General features: G+C 68.7%; 10 protein-coding genes. All 10 read right to left on the minus strand.

The features are described from left to right. Positions 1-26: 26 nt before the first annotated feature. The gene (locus ACGFI1_RS21650; protein ID WP_364546080.1) at positions 27-3899 is read right to left on the minus strand and encodes a DNA-directed RNA polymerase subunit beta'; all 3873 of its coding nucleotides are present in this window, start codon (positions 3897-3899) and stop codon (positions 27-29) included. Positions 3900-3918: 19 nt separating this feature from the next. Next, on the minus strand, positions 3919-7395 hold the full coding sequence (rpoB, locus tag ACGFI1_RS21655; protein WP_386874536.1) for a DNA-directed RNA polymerase subunit beta: 3477 nt from the start codon (positions 7393-7395) through the stop codon (positions 3919-3921). A 574-nt stretch (positions 7396-7969) separates the two neighbouring features. Next, entirely contained in the window at positions 7970-8878 is a 909-nt protein-coding gene (locus ACGFI1_RS21660) for a hypothetical protein (RefSeq protein WP_392787327.1), read from the minus strand. Then, positions 8875-9363, minus strand: coding sequence for a hypothetical protein (locus ACGFI1_RS21665; RefSeq protein ID WP_240807729.1), 489 nt, complete (start codon positions 9361-9363; stop codon positions 8875-8877). The genes ACGFI1_RS21660 and ACGFI1_RS21665 overlap by 4 nt, the downstream gene beginning before the upstream one ends. A 10-nt stretch (positions 9364-9373) precedes the next feature. Further along, on the minus strand, positions 9374-10831 hold the full coding sequence (locus tag ACGFI1_RS21670) for an MCE family protein (protein ID WP_387072187.1): 1458 nt from the start codon (positions 10829-10831) through the stop codon (positions 9374-9376). Further along, positions 10828-12138, minus strand: a complete 1311-nt coding sequence (locus ACGFI1_RS21675) for an MCE family protein (protein ID WP_392787329.1) — start codon at positions 12136-12138, stop codon at positions 10828-10830. Before ACGFI1_RS21675 ends, ACGFI1_RS21670 begins: the two co-directional genes overlap by 4 nt. Continuing rightward, on the minus strand, positions 12135-13409 hold the full coding sequence (locus tag ACGFI1_RS21680) for an MCE family protein (protein ID WP_392787332.1): 1275 nt from the start codon (positions 13407-13409) through the stop codon (positions 12135-12137). The genes ACGFI1_RS21675 and ACGFI1_RS21680 overlap by 4 nt, the downstream gene beginning before the upstream one ends. A gap of 15 nt (positions 13410-13424) precedes the next feature. Further along, entirely contained in the window at positions 13425-14486 is a 1062-nt protein-coding gene (locus tag ACGFI1_RS21685) for an MCE family protein (RefSeq protein ID WP_138640894.1), read from the minus strand. Further along, positions 14487-15518 carry an MCE family protein gene (locus tag ACGFI1_RS21690; RefSeq protein WP_138640893.1) on the minus strand — a complete coding sequence of 344 codons (1032 nt, stop codon included), beginning with the start codon at positions 15516-15518 and terminating at the stop codon, positions 14487-14489. Next, entirely contained in the window at positions 15515-16822 is a 1308-nt protein-coding gene (locus tag ACGFI1_RS21695) for an MCE family protein (RefSeq protein ID WP_240808472.1), read from the minus strand. The genes ACGFI1_RS21690 and ACGFI1_RS21695 overlap by 4 nt, the downstream gene beginning before the upstream one ends. Position 16823: the final 1 nt, after the last annotated feature.

Below are 16823 nucleotides of genomic sequence, written 5' to 3' on the forward strand. Positions count from 1 at the left end.
ACGCGGCGGCACCCCGGGACGGGACGCTAGCGGTTGTACTGGCCGAAGTCGTACTCCTCCAGCGGCACGGCCTCGCCGGAGCCCTGCCCGAAGGCGTACTCGGCGCCGTCGTCGTAGGACCCGACGGAGTAGACCGCGGCCTTCGCCTCCTCGGTCGGCTCGACCCGGACGTTGCGGTACTGCGGCATGCCGGTACCGGCCGGGATGAGCTTACCGATGATGACGTTCTCCTTGAGGCCGAGCAGCGGGTCGCTCTTGGCGTGCATCGCGGCCTCGGTGAGCACCCGGGTCGTCTCCTGGAAGGACGCCGCCGACAGCCACGACTCGGTCGCGAGCGAGGCCTTGGTGATGCCCATCAGGACGGGGCGGCCGGCGGCGGGCGTGCCGCCCTCGGCCACGACGTTCCGGTTCGTCTCCTCGAAGATCGGACGCTCGACCAGGTCGCCCGGGAGCAGGTCGGTGTCGCCCGACTCGAGGATGTTCACCCGCTTCAGCATCTGGCGGACGATGATCTCGATGTGCTTGTCGTGGATCGACACGCCCTGCGACCGGTAGACCTCCTGGACCTCCTGGACCAGGTGGAGCTGCACGGCGCGGGGCCCGAGGATGCGCAGCACCTCGTGCGGGTTGATCGCACCCGCGATGAGCTGCTGGCCGACGCCCACGGACTCGCCCTCCTTGACCAGGAGGCGGGACCGCATCGGCACCGGGTAGGCGATCTCGTCGGAGCCGTCGTCGGGGACGACGACGACCTTGCGCGACTTCTCCGTCTCGTCGATCTTGACGCGGCCGGCGACCTCGCTGATCGGGGCCACACCCTTGGGGATGCGGGCCTCGAACAGCTCCTGGACGCGCGGCAGACCGTGCGTGATGTCGCCACCGGCCACACCGCCGGTGTGGAAGGTGCGCATGGTCAGCTGCGTGCCGGGCTCACCGATGGACTGCGCGGCGATGATGCCGACGGCCTCACCGACGTCCACCCGCTTGCCGGTGGCCAGCGAGCGGCCGTAGCAGGCGGCGCAGACACCGATCTTGGCCTCGCAGACCAGGGCGCTGCGGGTGCGGACCTTGGTCACCCCGGCCTCGAACAGCCGGGTCACGACCGCGTCGGACAGGTCGGTGTCGGCGGGGTAGATGACCGTCCCGTCGACGACGACGTCCTCGGCGATGGTGCGGCCGGTCAGGCTCGTCTCCGTGGTCGGCAGCTTGATCAGGCTGCCGTCGTTCTGCCGCTCCACGATCTCGAACGGGATCGTGCGGTCGGTGCCGCAGTCCTCCTCGCGGACGATGACGTCCTGCGCGACGTCCACCAGGCGCCGGGTCAGGTAACCCGAGTCGGCGGTGCGCAGCGCGGTGTCGGCGAGGCCCTTGCGGGCGCCGTGCGTCGAGATGAAGTACTCGACGACCGACAGGCCCTCGCGGAAGGACGACTTGATCGGACGCGGGATGGTCTCGCCCTTGGGGTTGGAGACCAGGCCGCGCATGCCGGCGATCTGGCGGAGCTGCAGCGGGTTGCCGCGGGCGCCCGACTGGATCATCATCCAGATCGGGTTGGCCTTCGGGAACGCCTTCTCCATGTCCACCGCGACGTCCGCGGTGGCCTTGTTCCAGATGTCGATGAGCTCCTGCTTGCGCTCATCGTCGGTGATCAGGCCGCGGTTGTACTCCCGCTGCACCTTGTCGGCCTGCTGCTCGTAGCCGGCCAGGATGTCCTGCTTGTTCGGCGGCGTGATGACGTCGTCGATCGCGATCGTGACGCCGGACCGGGTCGCCCAGTGGAAGCCGGTGCTCTTCAGCGCGTCGAGCGCGTTGGCGACGGCGACCTTCGGGTACGTCTCGGCCAGCTCGTTGACGATCGCCGAGAGCTGCTTCTTGCCGATCTCGTCGTCCACGAACGGGAAGTCGTCCGGCAGCGTCTCGTTGAACATGGCGCGGCCGAGCGTCGTCTCCAGCCGGTACGGACGGCCCGGCTCGTAGCCCTCCGGCGCGATCCAGTCGCGCGGCGGCGGGACGTCCTTCAGCCGGATGCTGATCTTGGCCTGCAGGTCGAGCTCGCCCCGGTCGTAGGCCATGATCGCCTCGGCGGCCGAGCCGAACGCGCGGCCCTCGCCGACGGCGCCGTCCTTCTGCGTCGTCAGCCAGTACAGGCCGATGACCATGTCCTGGGTGGGCATGGTGACGGGCTTGCCGTCCGACGGCTTCAGGATGTTGTTGGTCGACAGCATCAGGATCCGCGCCTCGGCCTGCGCCTCGGCGGACAGCGGCAGGTGCACCGCCATCTGGTCGCCGTCGAAGTCCGCGTTGAACGCGGTGCAGACCAGCGGGTGGATCTGGATGGCCTTGCCCTCGACCAGCTGCGGCTCGAACGCCTGGATGCCGAGGCGGTGCAGCGTCGGAGCGCGGTTCAGCAGCACCGGGTGCTCGGTAATGACCTCTTCCAGCACGTCCCACACGACCGGGCGGGCCCGCTCGACCATCCGCTTGGCGGACTTGATGTTCTGCGCGTGGTTGAGGTCGACCAGCCGCTTCATGACGAACGGCTTGAACAGCTCCAGCGCCATCTGCTTGGGCAGGCCGCACTGGTGCAGCTTCAGCTGCGGGCCGACGACGATGACCGAGCGGCCGGAGTAGTCGACGCGCTTGCCCAGCAGGTTCTGCCGGAACCGGCCCTGCTTGCCCTTGAGCATGTCGGACAGCGACTTCAGCGGACGGTTGCCGGGCCCGGTGACCGGGCGGCCGCGGCGGCCGTTGTCGAACAGCGCGTCGACGGCCTCCTGCAGCATCCGCTTCTCGTTGTTGACGATGATCTCGGGCGCGCCCAGGTCGAGCAGGCGCTTGAGCCGGTTGTTGCGGTTGATGACCCGGCGGTACAGGTCGTTCAGGTCGGACGTGGCGAACCGGCCGCCGTCGAGCTGCACCATGGGGCGCAGGTCCGGCGGGATGACCGGGATGCAGTCCAGCACCATGCCGAGCGGGCTGTTGCGGGTGTTGAGGAACGCCGAGACGACCTTCAGCCGCTTCAGGGCGCGGGCCTTCTTCTGGCCCTTGCCGGTGCGGATGATGTCGCGCAGCTTCTCGGCCTCGGCCTCGAGGTCGAAGTTCTGCAGCCGCGCCTGGATGGCCGCGGCGCCCATGCCGCCCTCGAAGTACTTGCCGAAGCGGTCGCGCATCTCGCGGTAGAGCAGCTCGTCGCCCTCCAGGTCCTGGACCTTGAGGTTCTTGAACCGGCTCCACACCTCGTCGAGGCGGTCGAGCTCGCGCTGCGCGCGGTCGCGCAGCTGCTTCATCTCCCGCTCGGCGCCGTCGCGCACCTTGCGCTTCTGGTCGGCCTTCGCGCCGGCCTCCTCCAGCTCCGCGAGGTCGCCCTCCAGCTTCTGCTGGCGGGCCTCGACCTGCGCGTCGCGGGCCTGCTCGATCTGCTGGCGCTCCACCGAGATGTGCGCCTCCAGCGTGGGCAGGTCGCGGTCGCGCCGCTCCGCGTCCACGCTGGTGATCATGTAGGCCGCGAAGTAGATGATCTTCTCGAGATCCTTCGGGGCCAGGTCCAGCAGGTAGCCGAGGCGGGACGGCACGCCCTTGAAGTACCAGATGTGCGTGACCGGCGCGGCCAGCTCGATGTGGCCCATCCGCTCACGGCGCACCTTGGCGCGGGTCACCTCGACGCCGCAGCGCTCACAGATGATGCCCTTGAAGCGGACGCGCTTGTACTTGCCGCAGTAGCACTCCCAGTCCCGGGTCGGGCCGAAGATCTTCTCGCAGAAGAGCCCGTCCTTCTCCGGCTTGAGGGTCCGGTAGTTGATCGTCTCCGGCTTCTTCACCTCGCCGTGCGACCACTGGCGGATGTCGTCGGCGGTCGCCAGACCGATGCGAAGCTCGTCGAAGAAGTTGACGTCAAGCAACTGTTTTCCCCTTGAGTTCTCAGACCTCGTCGACGCTCATCGCGCCCTCGTTAGGACGGCGGGACAGGTCGATGCCGAGCTCCTCCGCGGCGCGGAAGACGTCCTCGTCGGTGTCGCGCATCTCGATGGACATGCCGTCGCTGGAGAGCACCTCGACGTTGAGGCACAGCGACTGCATCTCCTTGATGAGCACCTTGAAGGACTCGGGAATGCCGGGCTCGGGGATGTTCTCGCCCTTGACGATGGCCTCGTACACCTTCACGCGGCCGAGGACGTCGTCGGACTTGATGGTCAGCAGCTCCTGGAGCGCGTAGGCGGCGCCGTACGCCTCCAGCGCCCACACCTCCATCTCACCGAAGCGCTGGCCGCCGAACTGGGCCTTACCGCCGAGCGGCTGCTGGGTGATCATGGAGTACGGGCCGGTCGAGCGCGCGTGGATCTTGTCGTCGACCAGGTGGAGCAGCTTGAGGATGTAGATGTAGCCGACCGAGATCGGGTCGCGGTAGGGCTCGCCCGTGCGGCCGTCGAACAGCCGTGCCTTGCCGCCCGGCTCCACCATGCGGTTGCCGTCGCGGTTGGGCAGCGTGCTCGCGATCAGACCGGTGACGTCGTCCTCGCGGGCGCCGTCGAACACCGGCGTGGCGGTGTTCGTCCACGGCGGCGCCTCGTCGGCGCCGATCTCCTTGAGCGCGCGCTTCCAGTCGGCGTCGTCGCCCTCGACCTTCCAGCCGCGGGAGGCGACCCAGCCGAGGTGGGTCTCCAGGACCTGGCCCACGTTCATGCGCCCGGGGACGCCCAGCGGGTTCAGGACGATGTCGACCGGGGTGCCGTCCTCCATGAACGGCATGTCCTCGACCGGGAGCACCTTGGAGATGACGCCCTTGTTGCCGTGCCGGCCGGCGAGCTTGTCACCGTCGGTGATCTTGCGCTTCTGCGCGACGTACACCCGGACCAGCTCGTTCACGCCGGGGGGCAGCTCGTCGCCGTCGTCGCGGGAGAACACCCGGACGCCGATGACCTTGCCCTGCTCGCCGTGCGGCACCTTCAGCGAGGTGTCGCGGACCTCGCGCGCCTTCTCACCGAAGATCGCGCGGAGCAGCCGCTCCTCGGGGGTGAGCTCGGTCTCGCCCTTCGGGGTGACCTTGCCGACCAGGATGTCGCCGGGGACGACATCGGCGCCGATGCGGATGATGCCGCGCTCGTCGAGGTCGGCGAGGACCTCCTCGGAGACGTTCGGGATGTCCCGGGTGATCTCCTCAGGGCCGAGCTTGGTGTCGCGGGCGTCGACCTCGTGCTCCTCGATGTGGATCGAGGAGAGGACGTCGTCCTGCACCAGGCGCTGGCTGAGGATGATCGCGTCCTCGTAGTTGTGGCCCTCCCACGGCATGAACGCCACCAGGAGGTTCTTGCCGAGCGCCATCTCGCCGTTGTCGGTGCACGGCCCGTCGGCGACGACCTGGCCGACCTCGACCCGCTGGCCCTCGTCGACGATCGGCTTCTGGTTGAAGCAGGTGCCCTGGTTGGACCGCTTGAACTTGGCGACGCGGTAGGTCGTCCGAGTGCCGTCGTCGTTCATGACGGTCACGTAGTCGGCCGAGACCTCCTCGACGACGCCGGCCTTCTCGGCCGTGATGACGTCGCCGGCGTCGGTCGCCGCGCGGTACTCCATGCCGGTGCCGACCAGCGGCGCCTCGCTGCGCAGCAGCGGGACGGACTGGCGCTGCATGTTGGAGCCCATCAGCGCGCGGTTGGCGTCGTCGTGCTCCAGGAACGGGATCATCGCGGTGGCGACCGAGGTCATCTGCCGCGCCGAGACGTCCATGTACTGGACCTCGCGGGCGGGGACCAGCTCGATCTCGCCGCCCTTGCGGCGGACGAGGATGCGGTCGTCGACGAAGGTGCCGTCGTCGTTCAGCAGGGAGTTGGCCTGCGCGATGACGTAGCGGTCCTCTTCGTCGGCGGTGAGGTAGTCGATCTGCTCGGTGACCACACCGTCGGTGACCTTGCGGTACGGCGTCTCGACGAACCCGAACGGGTTGACCCGCCCGAACGCGGCGAGCGAGCCGATCAGGCCGATGTTCGGGCCTTCCGGCGTCTCGATCGGGCACATCCGGCCGTAGTGCGACGGGTGGACGTCGCGGACCTCCATGCCCGCCCGCTCGCGCGACAGACCACCGGGGCCGAGGGCGTTCAGCCGCCGCTTGTGCGTCAGTCCGGCCAGGGGGTTGGTCTGGTCCATGAACTGCGACAGCTGGCTGGTGCCGAAGAACTCCTTGATGGAGGCCACGACCGGCCGGATGTTGATCAGGGTCTGCGGCGTGATCGCCTCGACGTCCTGGGTGGTCATCCGCTCGCGGACGACGCGCTCCATGCGGGCGAGGCCGAGCCGGACCTGGTTCTGGATCAGCTCGCCGACCGTGCGCAGGCGCCGGTTGCCGAAGTGGTCGATGTCGTCGACCTCGATCGGCACGGGGACGGCGCCGATGGTCGCCTCCTCCTCGCCGGCGTGCAGCCGGACGAGGTACTCGATCGTGGCGACGATGTCGTCCTCGGTGAGCGTGCCCTGGCGCATGTCCAGGTCGAGGCCGAGCTTCTTGTTGATCTTGTAGCGCCCGACCTTGGCGACGTCGTAGCGCTTCGGGTTGAAGTACAGGTTCTCCAGCAGCGTCTGCGCGGACTCGCGCGTCGGCGGCTCACCCGGGCGCAGCTTGCGGTAGATGTCGAGCAGGGCGTCGTCCTGGCCGGAGGTGTGGTCCTTCTCCAGGGTGACGTTGATCGACTCGTAGGAGCCGAAGCGCTCGCGGATGCGCGCCTCGTCCCAGCCGAGCGCCTTGAGCAGCACGGTGACGGGCTGCTTGCGCTTGCGGTCGATGCGCACGCCGACGTTGTCGCGCTTGTCGATCTCGAACTCGAGCCAGGCGCCGCGGCTCGGGATGACCCGGCAGCCGTAGATGTCCTTGTCGGACGCCTTGTCGAGGGCGCGGTCGAAGTACACGCCGGGCGAGCGGGTCAGCTGCGAGACCACGACGCGCTCGGTGCCGTTGATGATGAAGGTGCCCTTGGGGGTCATGAGCGGGAAGTCGCCCATGAACACCGTCTGGCTCTTGATCTCACCGGTGGTGTTGTTGATGAACTCCGCCGTCACGAACAGCGGGGCGGAGTAGGTCATGTCCTTGTCCTTGCACTCCTCGACGGAGTACTTGGGCGGCTCGAACCGGTGGTCCCGGAACGACAGGGACATGGTTCCGGAGAAGTCCTCGATCGGACTGATCTCTTCGAAGATCTCCTCCAGCCCCGACTGGGTCGGGACGCTCTTACTTCCGGCCTTCTGGGCCGCCTCGACCCGGGCCTTCCACCTCTCGTTACCCAGCAGCCAGTCAACAGAGTTGGTCTGCAGAGCAAGGAGGTCCGGGACTTCGAGCGGCTCCTTGATGCGCGCGAAGGAGACGCGGTTCGGACCGGTTGCGGTATTCGAGGCGTTGCGCGAGGCTGCCAAGAGTGGTCCTTCCGAGGGCTCGCGGCGTAACTGACGACACGCACGCCAGACGATCCACGTCCGAGACCTGCGCAAAGGGGTCCAAAAGGGACCACGGCAGGGGTGCTCTCACACGCGGATAGTCAGAGGGCAGCGCAAAGGGGCAGTGTAGCCGACTGGTACACCGCTCGCAACTCTAGCGCCGCAGTATGCATCACGTTGCCATGGAGCATCGCCCCTCAGCGCCTCTCAGTCAAGAGCGGACTTGGACTTTTCGGGCCCTGACCTGCAGTGAGGAACGCCATAGTTTACTGGGGGGGGCGACCCCCGATCCCCCCGTCACGAGCCGGTCGATCCTCACGCCACTGGTTCGGCTTCTGTGACCGTGCAGGTCTTCGCGTGGCGCTGTGGTCGACCGGCTCGGCGGATCGGCCGACCTCCGGGCGCTGGGGCGCCCTCCGGCCGGCCGACCCGTGGCCGTGGCCGGGGTTTTCCGGTCTGCTCGGATCCCCATTCAGGAGAGTGTGTTCTTACTCGTTCACGACAGCACCCCGTGGCCCTGGGCGGCTCACGGGGTGCGTTCGGAGGGGCGGCGTTACGAGATGACCTTGAGTTCCTCGGCCAGCCACTTGCCGTCCTTGTGCACCATCGTCATCTTGATGCGGAGCGGCTCGGGGAGGCGCTGCTGCTTGTCGCTCTTGGTGCGGGACGAGCGGTTGGCGTAGACGAGGGTGACGACCTTGTCGGGCGTGGCGCTCACGACGCCGACCTTCATCACCGTCGTGTTGGAGACCGCCTGCTGCTGGACGGCGACCGTCCTGAGCTCCTGGGCGAGCTTCTCGTAGTCGGTGTGCAGCTTGCCCGTCGTCATCGCGGACGCGGCCTTCAGGTCGGCGTCGAGGGTCTGGTAGTCGTACGACGAGAGCTTCTGCGCGGCGCGGGACGACGCGAACGACGCCTCCTTGCTCGCCTCCTCCGTCGCCTTCTGGTCACTGACCTTCAGGTACAGGGCCGTGGTGCCCGCGCCCAGCGCGATCGTGAGGACCGCCAGGACGGCGATGACCGTCGTCAGGCCGCCCAGGCGGGAGCTGCGAGGTTCGTCGTCTTCGTCTTCGTCGACGTCACTCGCGGCGGGCTTGGGCTTCTTGGACAGCTTCGGGCGCTTGGGCTCTTCTTCCTCGTCCTCGTCGTCTGCGTCGTTGGCCTCTGACGGGGCTGAGGCTTCCTCTGACGCGTCTTCGGGGTCGGGCGTGACTTCGGAGTCCTTTTTGGGGGTGCGGGGCTTCTCCGGGGACTTGACGGCCTTTTCCGGCTCTTCCTCGTCGTCCTCGTCCTCGGCCGCGGCGGCCTCTTCGGCGGCCTTCTGAGCCAGGCGGGCGGCCTCGCGGGCCTTCGCCGCGGCCTCCTCCGCCAGTTCGGCGGCCCTCGCCGCCTCCTCGGCCTTGGCGGCCTTGTCGTTCTTCTTGTCTGGAGCGGAGCGCTTGCCCCGGCCGAGCATCGTCACGGGACAACCTCCAGTCCGGACACGAGCCAGCGGTCGTCGACCCGCGTGAGGTCCATCTGGTAGCGGTAGCCCTGCGGCGTACCGTTCTTGACCTTGTCGTTGGTGACGGTCCCGTTGAGGGAGACCATCACCTCGGCGGAGTCGCCGTCCATCGAGACCAGGGCGGCGTCGACGCCGTTGACGGTCGACTTGGCCTTCACCTTGGTGATCTGCTGCATGAACGCGTTCGACTGGCTCGCGAGCTTGTTCTTCAGGTCTCCAGTGGTGCCGGACACGATGCGGTCGAGGTCGCGCTGCGCCGTGGCGGCGTCCAGCGACATCAGGTTCACGCCCATCTGGCGCGCGGACTGGATCGCCTTCGCCCGCTGGTCGGCCTCGTCCTTGTTGCGGAGGGTCACGACCCCGAGCCAGCCGGACGCGATGGCGAGGCCGACCACGATCACGCCGAGCGTGATCGCGGTGACCATGGGCAGGCGGCGCCTCATCGTGCCCGCCTCACTGGCTCAACGGTCCGAGCAGGAGCCACTTCCACGAGGATTCTTCTCCCAACTGACGGGTTCCGGCGCTGCGCGGCATCACGTATCGCTTGCCGTCGGGCCCGTAGACCGCACCGGTCGTTGGATCGTATCCAGCGAATTCCACTGAATCCGACGGATACGAGAGGATCAGCTGGCCATCGGAGAGCTGCCCTGTCGGGGCCGCCGCCGCGGCCTTGGTCTTGGCCTCGTCGCCGCCCTTGGCCTGCGACTTCCCGTCCTCACGGGTGCCGTACGCGCCGCCCTCGGGGAAGCCGGCGCCGGTGGTGGCGCCCTCCGGGACCTTCGGGTACGGCAGGATCTCGTCCTTCGGGAAGTTGCGCGCGCCGCGGACAGCGGTGGGCGCGTCCTGCGGGGCCTTGCAGCCGGCGTCCACGCGGGGCTTCTTCGGGGACGTGTCCTGCGGCCAGCGGTGCTTGACCTTCTCGTAGCCCTCGGTGCACGCGGGCGGCGCGTCGATGTTCAGCGCGAGGCCGAGGTGCTGGGTGCCGTCGCCGGGCGTCACGGTGAACGCGCCGGCGACCGTCACCGGGTACAGGATGAACAGCGACCGGAGGCCGGCCTGGCGGGACGTGACGATCTGCCCGGTCGTGGTGAGGTTCGCCAGGAGGGTGGGCAGGGTCGGGGCCAGCTGGTTGATCGCCTTGTGCGTCTCGCTCACGGCGCCCGGCACGTTGTCGATGGTCTTGCGCAGCGCCGGGTCGTCCTTGCGGAGGGACGCGGTGAGCTCGTTCAGGTTGCTGGCGAAGCCGCGGATGTTGGCGGCCTGACCGCGCTGGGTGCCGAGGACGGTGACGCTGTTGTCCAGGAGCCGCTTGGTGTCGGGGTACGCCTGCTCGGCGGTCTTCAGCAGCCGGTCCGTGTCGTCCAGGATCGACTGGAGGTCCTCGGCGGAGCCGGAGAACGCCTTGTCCAGCTCGTCCACGATGATGCCGAGGTCCTTGGTGTTGACCGAGCCGACGAGCGAGTCGACGTTGCGCAGCAGCTCGGCGGTGGACACCGGCAGCGTGGTGCGGTCCCTCGGGATCGTGTAGGGGTCGCCCTCATCAAGGAAGGGGCCGGTCTTCTTGGTCGGCTCCAGGTCGATGTACTGCTCGCCGACCGCGGACCGGTTCGCCACGACGGCCTTGGTGCCGTCGCGCGGGATCCGCTCGCCGCGGTTGAGCAGCAGCTTGACGCGGATGCCCTCCTTCGTCAGCTCGATCGGCCCGACCCGTCCGACGGGGACGCCCCGGTAGGTGACCTCGGCGTTGGTGAACACGCCGCCGGAGTCGGTGAGGTCGACGTAGGCGACGTACTCCTTGCCGAGCAGGTCGCGGCCGATGCCGATGTAGTTCACCGAGACGATCACCACGCCGACCACCGTGATGACGGCGAACGCGATGAGCTGGACGATCACGCCGCGCTTGAGGATCATGAAAGGCCCCCCGTCATCAGGGTCCGCAGGCCGCCGTCATCGGGTGCGAGCGCGCCCGTCCGCTGCGGTGTCGGCGTCTTCTTCGGCGTCTGCTTCGGTGTCTGCTTCGGGGTCGGGGTCGACTGGCCGGGGAGCCCCGGCAGGCCGCCGCCGGGGGCCTGCGGGAGCACGCCGAGCGGCGAGTCCGGCAGGGTCACGTTCGGCACCTGCAGCATGTTGCGCATCTGCGTGCCGCTGCCGAGCAGCCCTTCGAGGTCGGTGCCGCCCAGCAGGTTGCGGGCGATGGACTCGAAGTCCAGGTCGACGGTGAGCCGCACGTTGCCGTAGTCGCCCTCGATGACGTTCTCGAACGTGGCCGGGAACGGGAAGGTGATCAGCGACTCCAGCGACCGCGGCAGGTCGTTGCCGGCCTTGTTGAGGTTCCGCAGGATCGTGTCGAGGTTCCGCAGGTTCGCCAGCAGGTCGGCCTTCGAGCGGTCGATCACGTTGGTGGTGGTGCGGCTCAGCTTGTTCAGCGCGACCAGCATCTTGGTGAGGTCGGCGCGGTTGCGGTCGAGGACGGCGATCGCGGGGCCCGTCTCGTCGATCGTGTCCCGGATCGTCTTGCGCTCGGCCGCGAGCTTGCCGGTGAGCCGGTCGATGCTGTCCAGCGCCCGGGTGATCGCGGCGCGGTTGCGGTCCAGCGTGCCGGCGAAGGTGTCGACCCGCTCCAGCACCGACCTGATCGTCGTCTCCCGGCCGCTCATCGCGGCCTGCAGCTCGTGGCTGATCGTGGAGACCTGCTCCAGGCCGCCGCCGTTCAGCAGCAGCGACATCGCCGACAGCACCTCTTCGATCTCGGTGCCGCGGGACGTGCGGTTCAGCGGGATGAGGTCGCCGGAGGCGAGCGTGCCGGACGGCGCCTGGTCCTTCGGCGGCTCGATCTGCACGAACTTCTCGCCGAGGAGGCTCGTCTGGCTGACGGTCGCGATCGCGTTGTCGGGCAGCTTGACGTCGCCGCGCATCTTGATGGTGACCAGGGCGTGCCAGCCGTTCTGCCCGGTCGTGGCGCCGGGCGCGCCGGCGAGCTTGATCTCCTCGACCTTGCCCACCGAGACGTCGTTGACCTTGACCGCCGACTGCGGGACGAGGTCCAGCACGTTCGCGAACTCGATCTTGACGGTGATGGGATGGGAGCCGAGGTCGGGGCCGCCGGGCAGCGGCAGCGACGCGACGCCGTTGAACGAGCAGCCCGACAGGACCGTCGTCGCGGCGAGCGCGGCGGCGCCCAGCAGGCGGGCGCGGCGCATCGGCCGTGTCCTGCTCATCGGCCACCTCCCGGCAGCAGCGCGCTGAGGTCGCCGGCGGGCTGCTTGCGCGTCGCGGTCTTGTTCGTCGTGCTCGTCTTGCTGGTCTTGCCGGTCCTGCCGCCGGGGCCGTAGGCGTCCGGCGGGATCGGGACCGGGTCGTAGTGCGTGGTCAGCGCCGTGATCCAGGACAGGTCGAGGCTGAAGCCGGTCAGCGCCTTGCCGATGCCGTTGTACGGCTCGACGAAGTCGAGGCACTCCTTGGCGGGCGTGCCCACCGAGTACGCCAGCGAGCAGATCCAGTCGGCCAGGTCGTGGAACTGGCGGAAGTTGTCCCGGGTGTGGATGGTGCCGCTGATCGGGTCGTAGGCGCGGGCCAGGTTGTTGACGGCCAGCGGGCCGGCGGTGAGGATCTCGGCGAGCGCGTCCTTCTCCTTCACCAGCACCCCGGTGATCTGCGCGAGCTGCCGGACGTTCGCGGCGAGCTCGCCGCGGTTGTCCTTCACGAACCGCTGCACGTTCCGCAGCGTCGGGGCGAGCGTGTTGAGGGCCGCGCTCAGCTCCTCCTTCTCCCCCGCGAGCTGCGCCGACACCCCGTTGAGGTGCCCGCTGAACGACTTGATCTGCTGGTCGTTCGCCTTCATCGCGTCGGTGATGATCCGCAGGTTCCGGATCGTCGCGGCGACGTCGCCGCGGTCGGTGCTCAGCGTGCTGAGCGCCTTGGACGCGTCCGCGATCGTCTGCCGGATGTCGTCGCCCTGCCCCTCCAGGTTCGCGGCGCCGACCTGCAGCAGCCGCGACAGCGACCCCTGCTGGCCGTCCGCGCCGGGCGCGTTCGCGCCCTCCGGGCCGAGGGCCTTGGTGAGGTCGTTCAGGCTGCCGCCGACCTCGTCCACCTCGACCGGGACGGCGGTGCGGCTCGTGGTCAGCGTCGCGCCGTCGGCGAGGACGGCGGCGCCGTTCCGGTAGACGGGCGTCAGCTGGATGTACCGGTCGGCGACGAGCGTCTGGTTGATGATGACGGCCTGCGCGTCGGCGGGGACCTTGTACTTGGCGTCGTACTTCAGCTCGACCTTCACCGCGTCGCCGACCGGCTCGACGCTGGTGACCTCCCCGACGGGGATGCCGAGGATGCGGACGTCCGCCCCCTTGTAGAGGCCGACGGTCTTGGTGAAGTACGCCGTGAGGTGGCGCTGCTTCGGCTCCTGGAAGATCAGCAGGAGCGCGGCCACCAGCACTGCGACGGCGAGGACCGCGCCGCCGAGGCGGAGGATGGTTCCTGAGTTACGCACTAGTGACCTGCCTGCTCACGGGAGGAACGGCAACGGGTTGTCGCTGGAGTTGCCGGTCTGGTTGCCGTTCTGTCCGCCCTGCTTCTTCGTCGTGGTCCCGCCGCTCTTCGGGGCGTCCTGGATCGAGGCGGGGATCGGGATCAGGTTCTGGATCCAGGAGTCGAACCAGCGCCCGGTGCCGGTGACGTCCGAGAACTGCCGCGCGAACGGCGCGAACAGCTGCAGGATCCGGTCCAGGTTGCTCTGGTTGCGCAGCAGGATCCGGTTGACCTTCGCCAGGTTGTCCAGCATCGGCCGCAGCTGCTTCTCGTTCTCCCTGATCAGCGCGTTGACCTGCTGGGACAGCGTGACCGTGTTGATCAGCAGCTGGTGGATCACGGCGCGGCGCGCCTGCACCGCCTGCAGCACCTTGTCGCCGTCCTGGACGAGCTTGGCGAAGTCCTGGTTGCGGTCGGCGAGCAGCTGCGAGACGTCCTTGGCCTTGCCGGCCAGCTCGTGCAGCTCGTCGTCGCGGGACGCGACCGTGTTGGACAGCCGCCGCAGGCCCTGCAGTGACGCCCGGACCTCCTCCGGCGAGTTCTTGAAGGTGTCCGACAGCACGTCGAACGACTTCGCGACCTGCTGGACGTCGATCGCGCCGACCCGCTGGCTCAGCTCGCTGATCGCCGGGACGACCTCGAACGGGGTGTGCGTCCGCTCGATCGGGATGTTGCGGCCGAGCTTGCCCTTCCCGCGCGGGGTGAGCTCCAGGTAGTGCGCGCCGAGGATCGTCTTGATCTTGATGCCGGCCTCGGTGCGCTCGCCGAGCCGGACGCCGTCGTCCACCCGGAAGGTGACCTTGACGTGGTCGCCGTCCAGGTCGAGCGCGGTGACCTTGCCGACCTTGACGCCCGCGATGCGGACCTCCTCGTCGGCCTTCAGCCCCGCCGCCTCCTTGAAGGCGGCGGTGTGGGTCCTGCCGCCGGCGACGAGCGGGATGCTCTCCAGGTTCATCGCCAGCAGCACCAGCACGGCGATGATCGCGAACGCGGAGAGACCGATGGGGACCGGGTTGCGCTCCCGGAACGGGATCCTCATCTACTTGCACCTCGCGTTCTCGTTCACGATCGCCGGCGTCTGGTAGACCGGTCCGCCCGGCAGCCGCACCCGCGCGTCGAGACCGCAGATGTACATGTTGAACCAGGACCCGTAGGAGGAGATGTTCACGAGCCCCTCCAGCCGCTTCGGCGACCGCTTCAGCCCGCCGTCGAGGGCCTCCTCGTTGGCGGCGAACGTGCCGGCGAGCTTGCGCAGCCCGGCGATGTCGTCCTTGATGTCCGGGCGGGCGTCCGACAGCAGGCTCTGCGTGGTGCCCGTCAGGTCGTTGATCGCCGCGACCGAGTCGAAGATCGCCTTGCGGTCGCCGGACACGCCGCTGACGAAGCTGCGCAGGTCCCGCACCAGCTGGTCGACCTGCTGGTGCCGCTGGTCGATGGTGCCGAGCACCGTGTTCAGGTTGTCGACCACCTGGCCGATGACCTTGTCGCGGTCGGCGAGCGTGTTGGTCAGCGACGCGACGTGCGCGAGCAGGCTGTTGATCGTCCCGCCCTCGCCCTGCAGCACCTGGACGATCTGCATCGCCAGCGTGTTGACGTCCTTCGGCTCCAGCGCGCGGAACAGCGGCCGGAACCCGTTGAACAGCGTGGTGAGGTCCAGCGCCGGCTTGGTCTGGGCGATCGGGATCGTCCCGCCCGGCTTCAGGTAGGCGTTGGCCTGCCCGGCGCCGTCGGTCAGCGCGAGGTACCGCTGCCCCATCAGGTTGCGGTAGCGGATCTGCGCCTGCGTGGACGTGGGGATCCCGGCCTTGAGCGGGCCGTCCTGCTCGACGCTGAACGTCACCACGGCCTTGTCGCCCTGGTAGAGCTCGATGTCCTCGATCTGGCCGACCCGGACGCCCGCGATGCGGACGTCGTCGTTGTCCAGCAGCCCGGCCACGTCCGAGAAGACCGCCCTGTACTCGCGGGTCTCCTTGAAGCGCATGTTGGAGATCGTCATCGCCAGCACGCCGGTGGCCACCGAGGTGATGACCACGAAGGTCAGCAGCTTGATCGCCGCGCTCGTCGTCTTCACTTGATCGTCACCACCGATCCGTCGCCCAGCAGCGGCCCGAACATCAGCTGCGACACGTCCGACAGCTCATCGGCGGGGGTCCGCGTGAGCGGCCCGAGGACGCTCTTGAGCTGCTGCTCGGGGGTCAGCGACCCGGTGTCCACGAACACGTTCGACAGCGCCCGGCCGCGGCTCGCGCCACCGCCGTTCGGGTCGTCGGGGTTCTTCCACCACAGGTCGTCCTGCGTGCCGTCCAGGGCCAGGTAGTCCGGGAACGGCGTCTTCGGGTTCGGCAGGCCGTAGCAGCGCGGGTTGCGCCGGTCCTTGGCCTCCGGCCTGTCGAGGGGGTTCTTGTAGCCCGGCCGCGGCTTGACGATCTCGATCGTCAGGTTGAAGGTCTTGGACCCGCCCCCGCCGGCCACCCGCTCGGCCTCCGGCTTCAGCTTCATCAGCCCGGCGAACACGCACGGCAGCGACGGCGAGTACCGGGCGACGAGGCTCGCCACGTCCCGGTTCGCGATGTTCACGCCGATGATCTTCGGGCCGTTGTGCCGCATGAACGCGTCGCCGTCCTGCGCGAGCGCGGTCGTCGCCGGGATCAGCTGCTCGATCGTCGCCTTCTTCGAGGTGATCGTGCGGCTGGTCACGTTGAGGTTGCGGAGGGTCTGCAGCAGATCGGGCGCCGCCTGGGCGTAGATGTCGGACACGTCCGCCAGCCCGTGCAGGTCGTGCACCAGCGTGCCGAGCTGCGGGTTGATCTTCTTCAGCAGCGCGTCGGCCTGCTCGAAGTTCTCGCCGAGCTGGTCGCCGCGGCCCTGCAGCGCGGTGGCGAGCGCGTTCAGCGTCGCGTTCAGCTCCGCCGGCTTCACCGCCTGCAGCAGCGGCAGCAGGTCGTTCAGCACCTTGTCGATCTCGACGGCGGTCTGCGAGCGGTCCTGCTGGATGACCTGGCCCTCCCGCAGCCCGGCCGGGCCGGCCTGCGCCGGGATCTGCAGGTCGACGTACTTCTCGCCGAACAGCGTCTTCGGCAGCAGCCGCGCCTGCACGTTGCGCGGGATCAGCTTCGCCTTGCCCGGGTCGAGCGCGAGGTGCAGCACGGCGCCGTCGGAGGTCGCGTCGGTGCCGCGGACCTCGCCGACGATCAGCCCGCGGACCTTCACGTCCGAGTGGGGCAGCAGCTGCAGCCCGGCCCGCTCGGTCTTCACCGACACCTCGGTGACGGGCGTGAACGCCTTGTTGTAGAACGCCACGGTCAGCGCCAGCAGCAGGGCGATCACGATGACCATCGAGATGCCGAGCAGGCGGTAACGCACACGGGTGCTCATC

The sequence above is a fragment of the Actinomadura geliboluensis genome (genome assembly GCF_043197915.1).
GTDB classification, from domain to species: Bacteria; Actinomycetota; Actinomycetes; order Streptosporangiales; family Streptosporangiaceae; genus Spirillospora; species Spirillospora geliboluensis.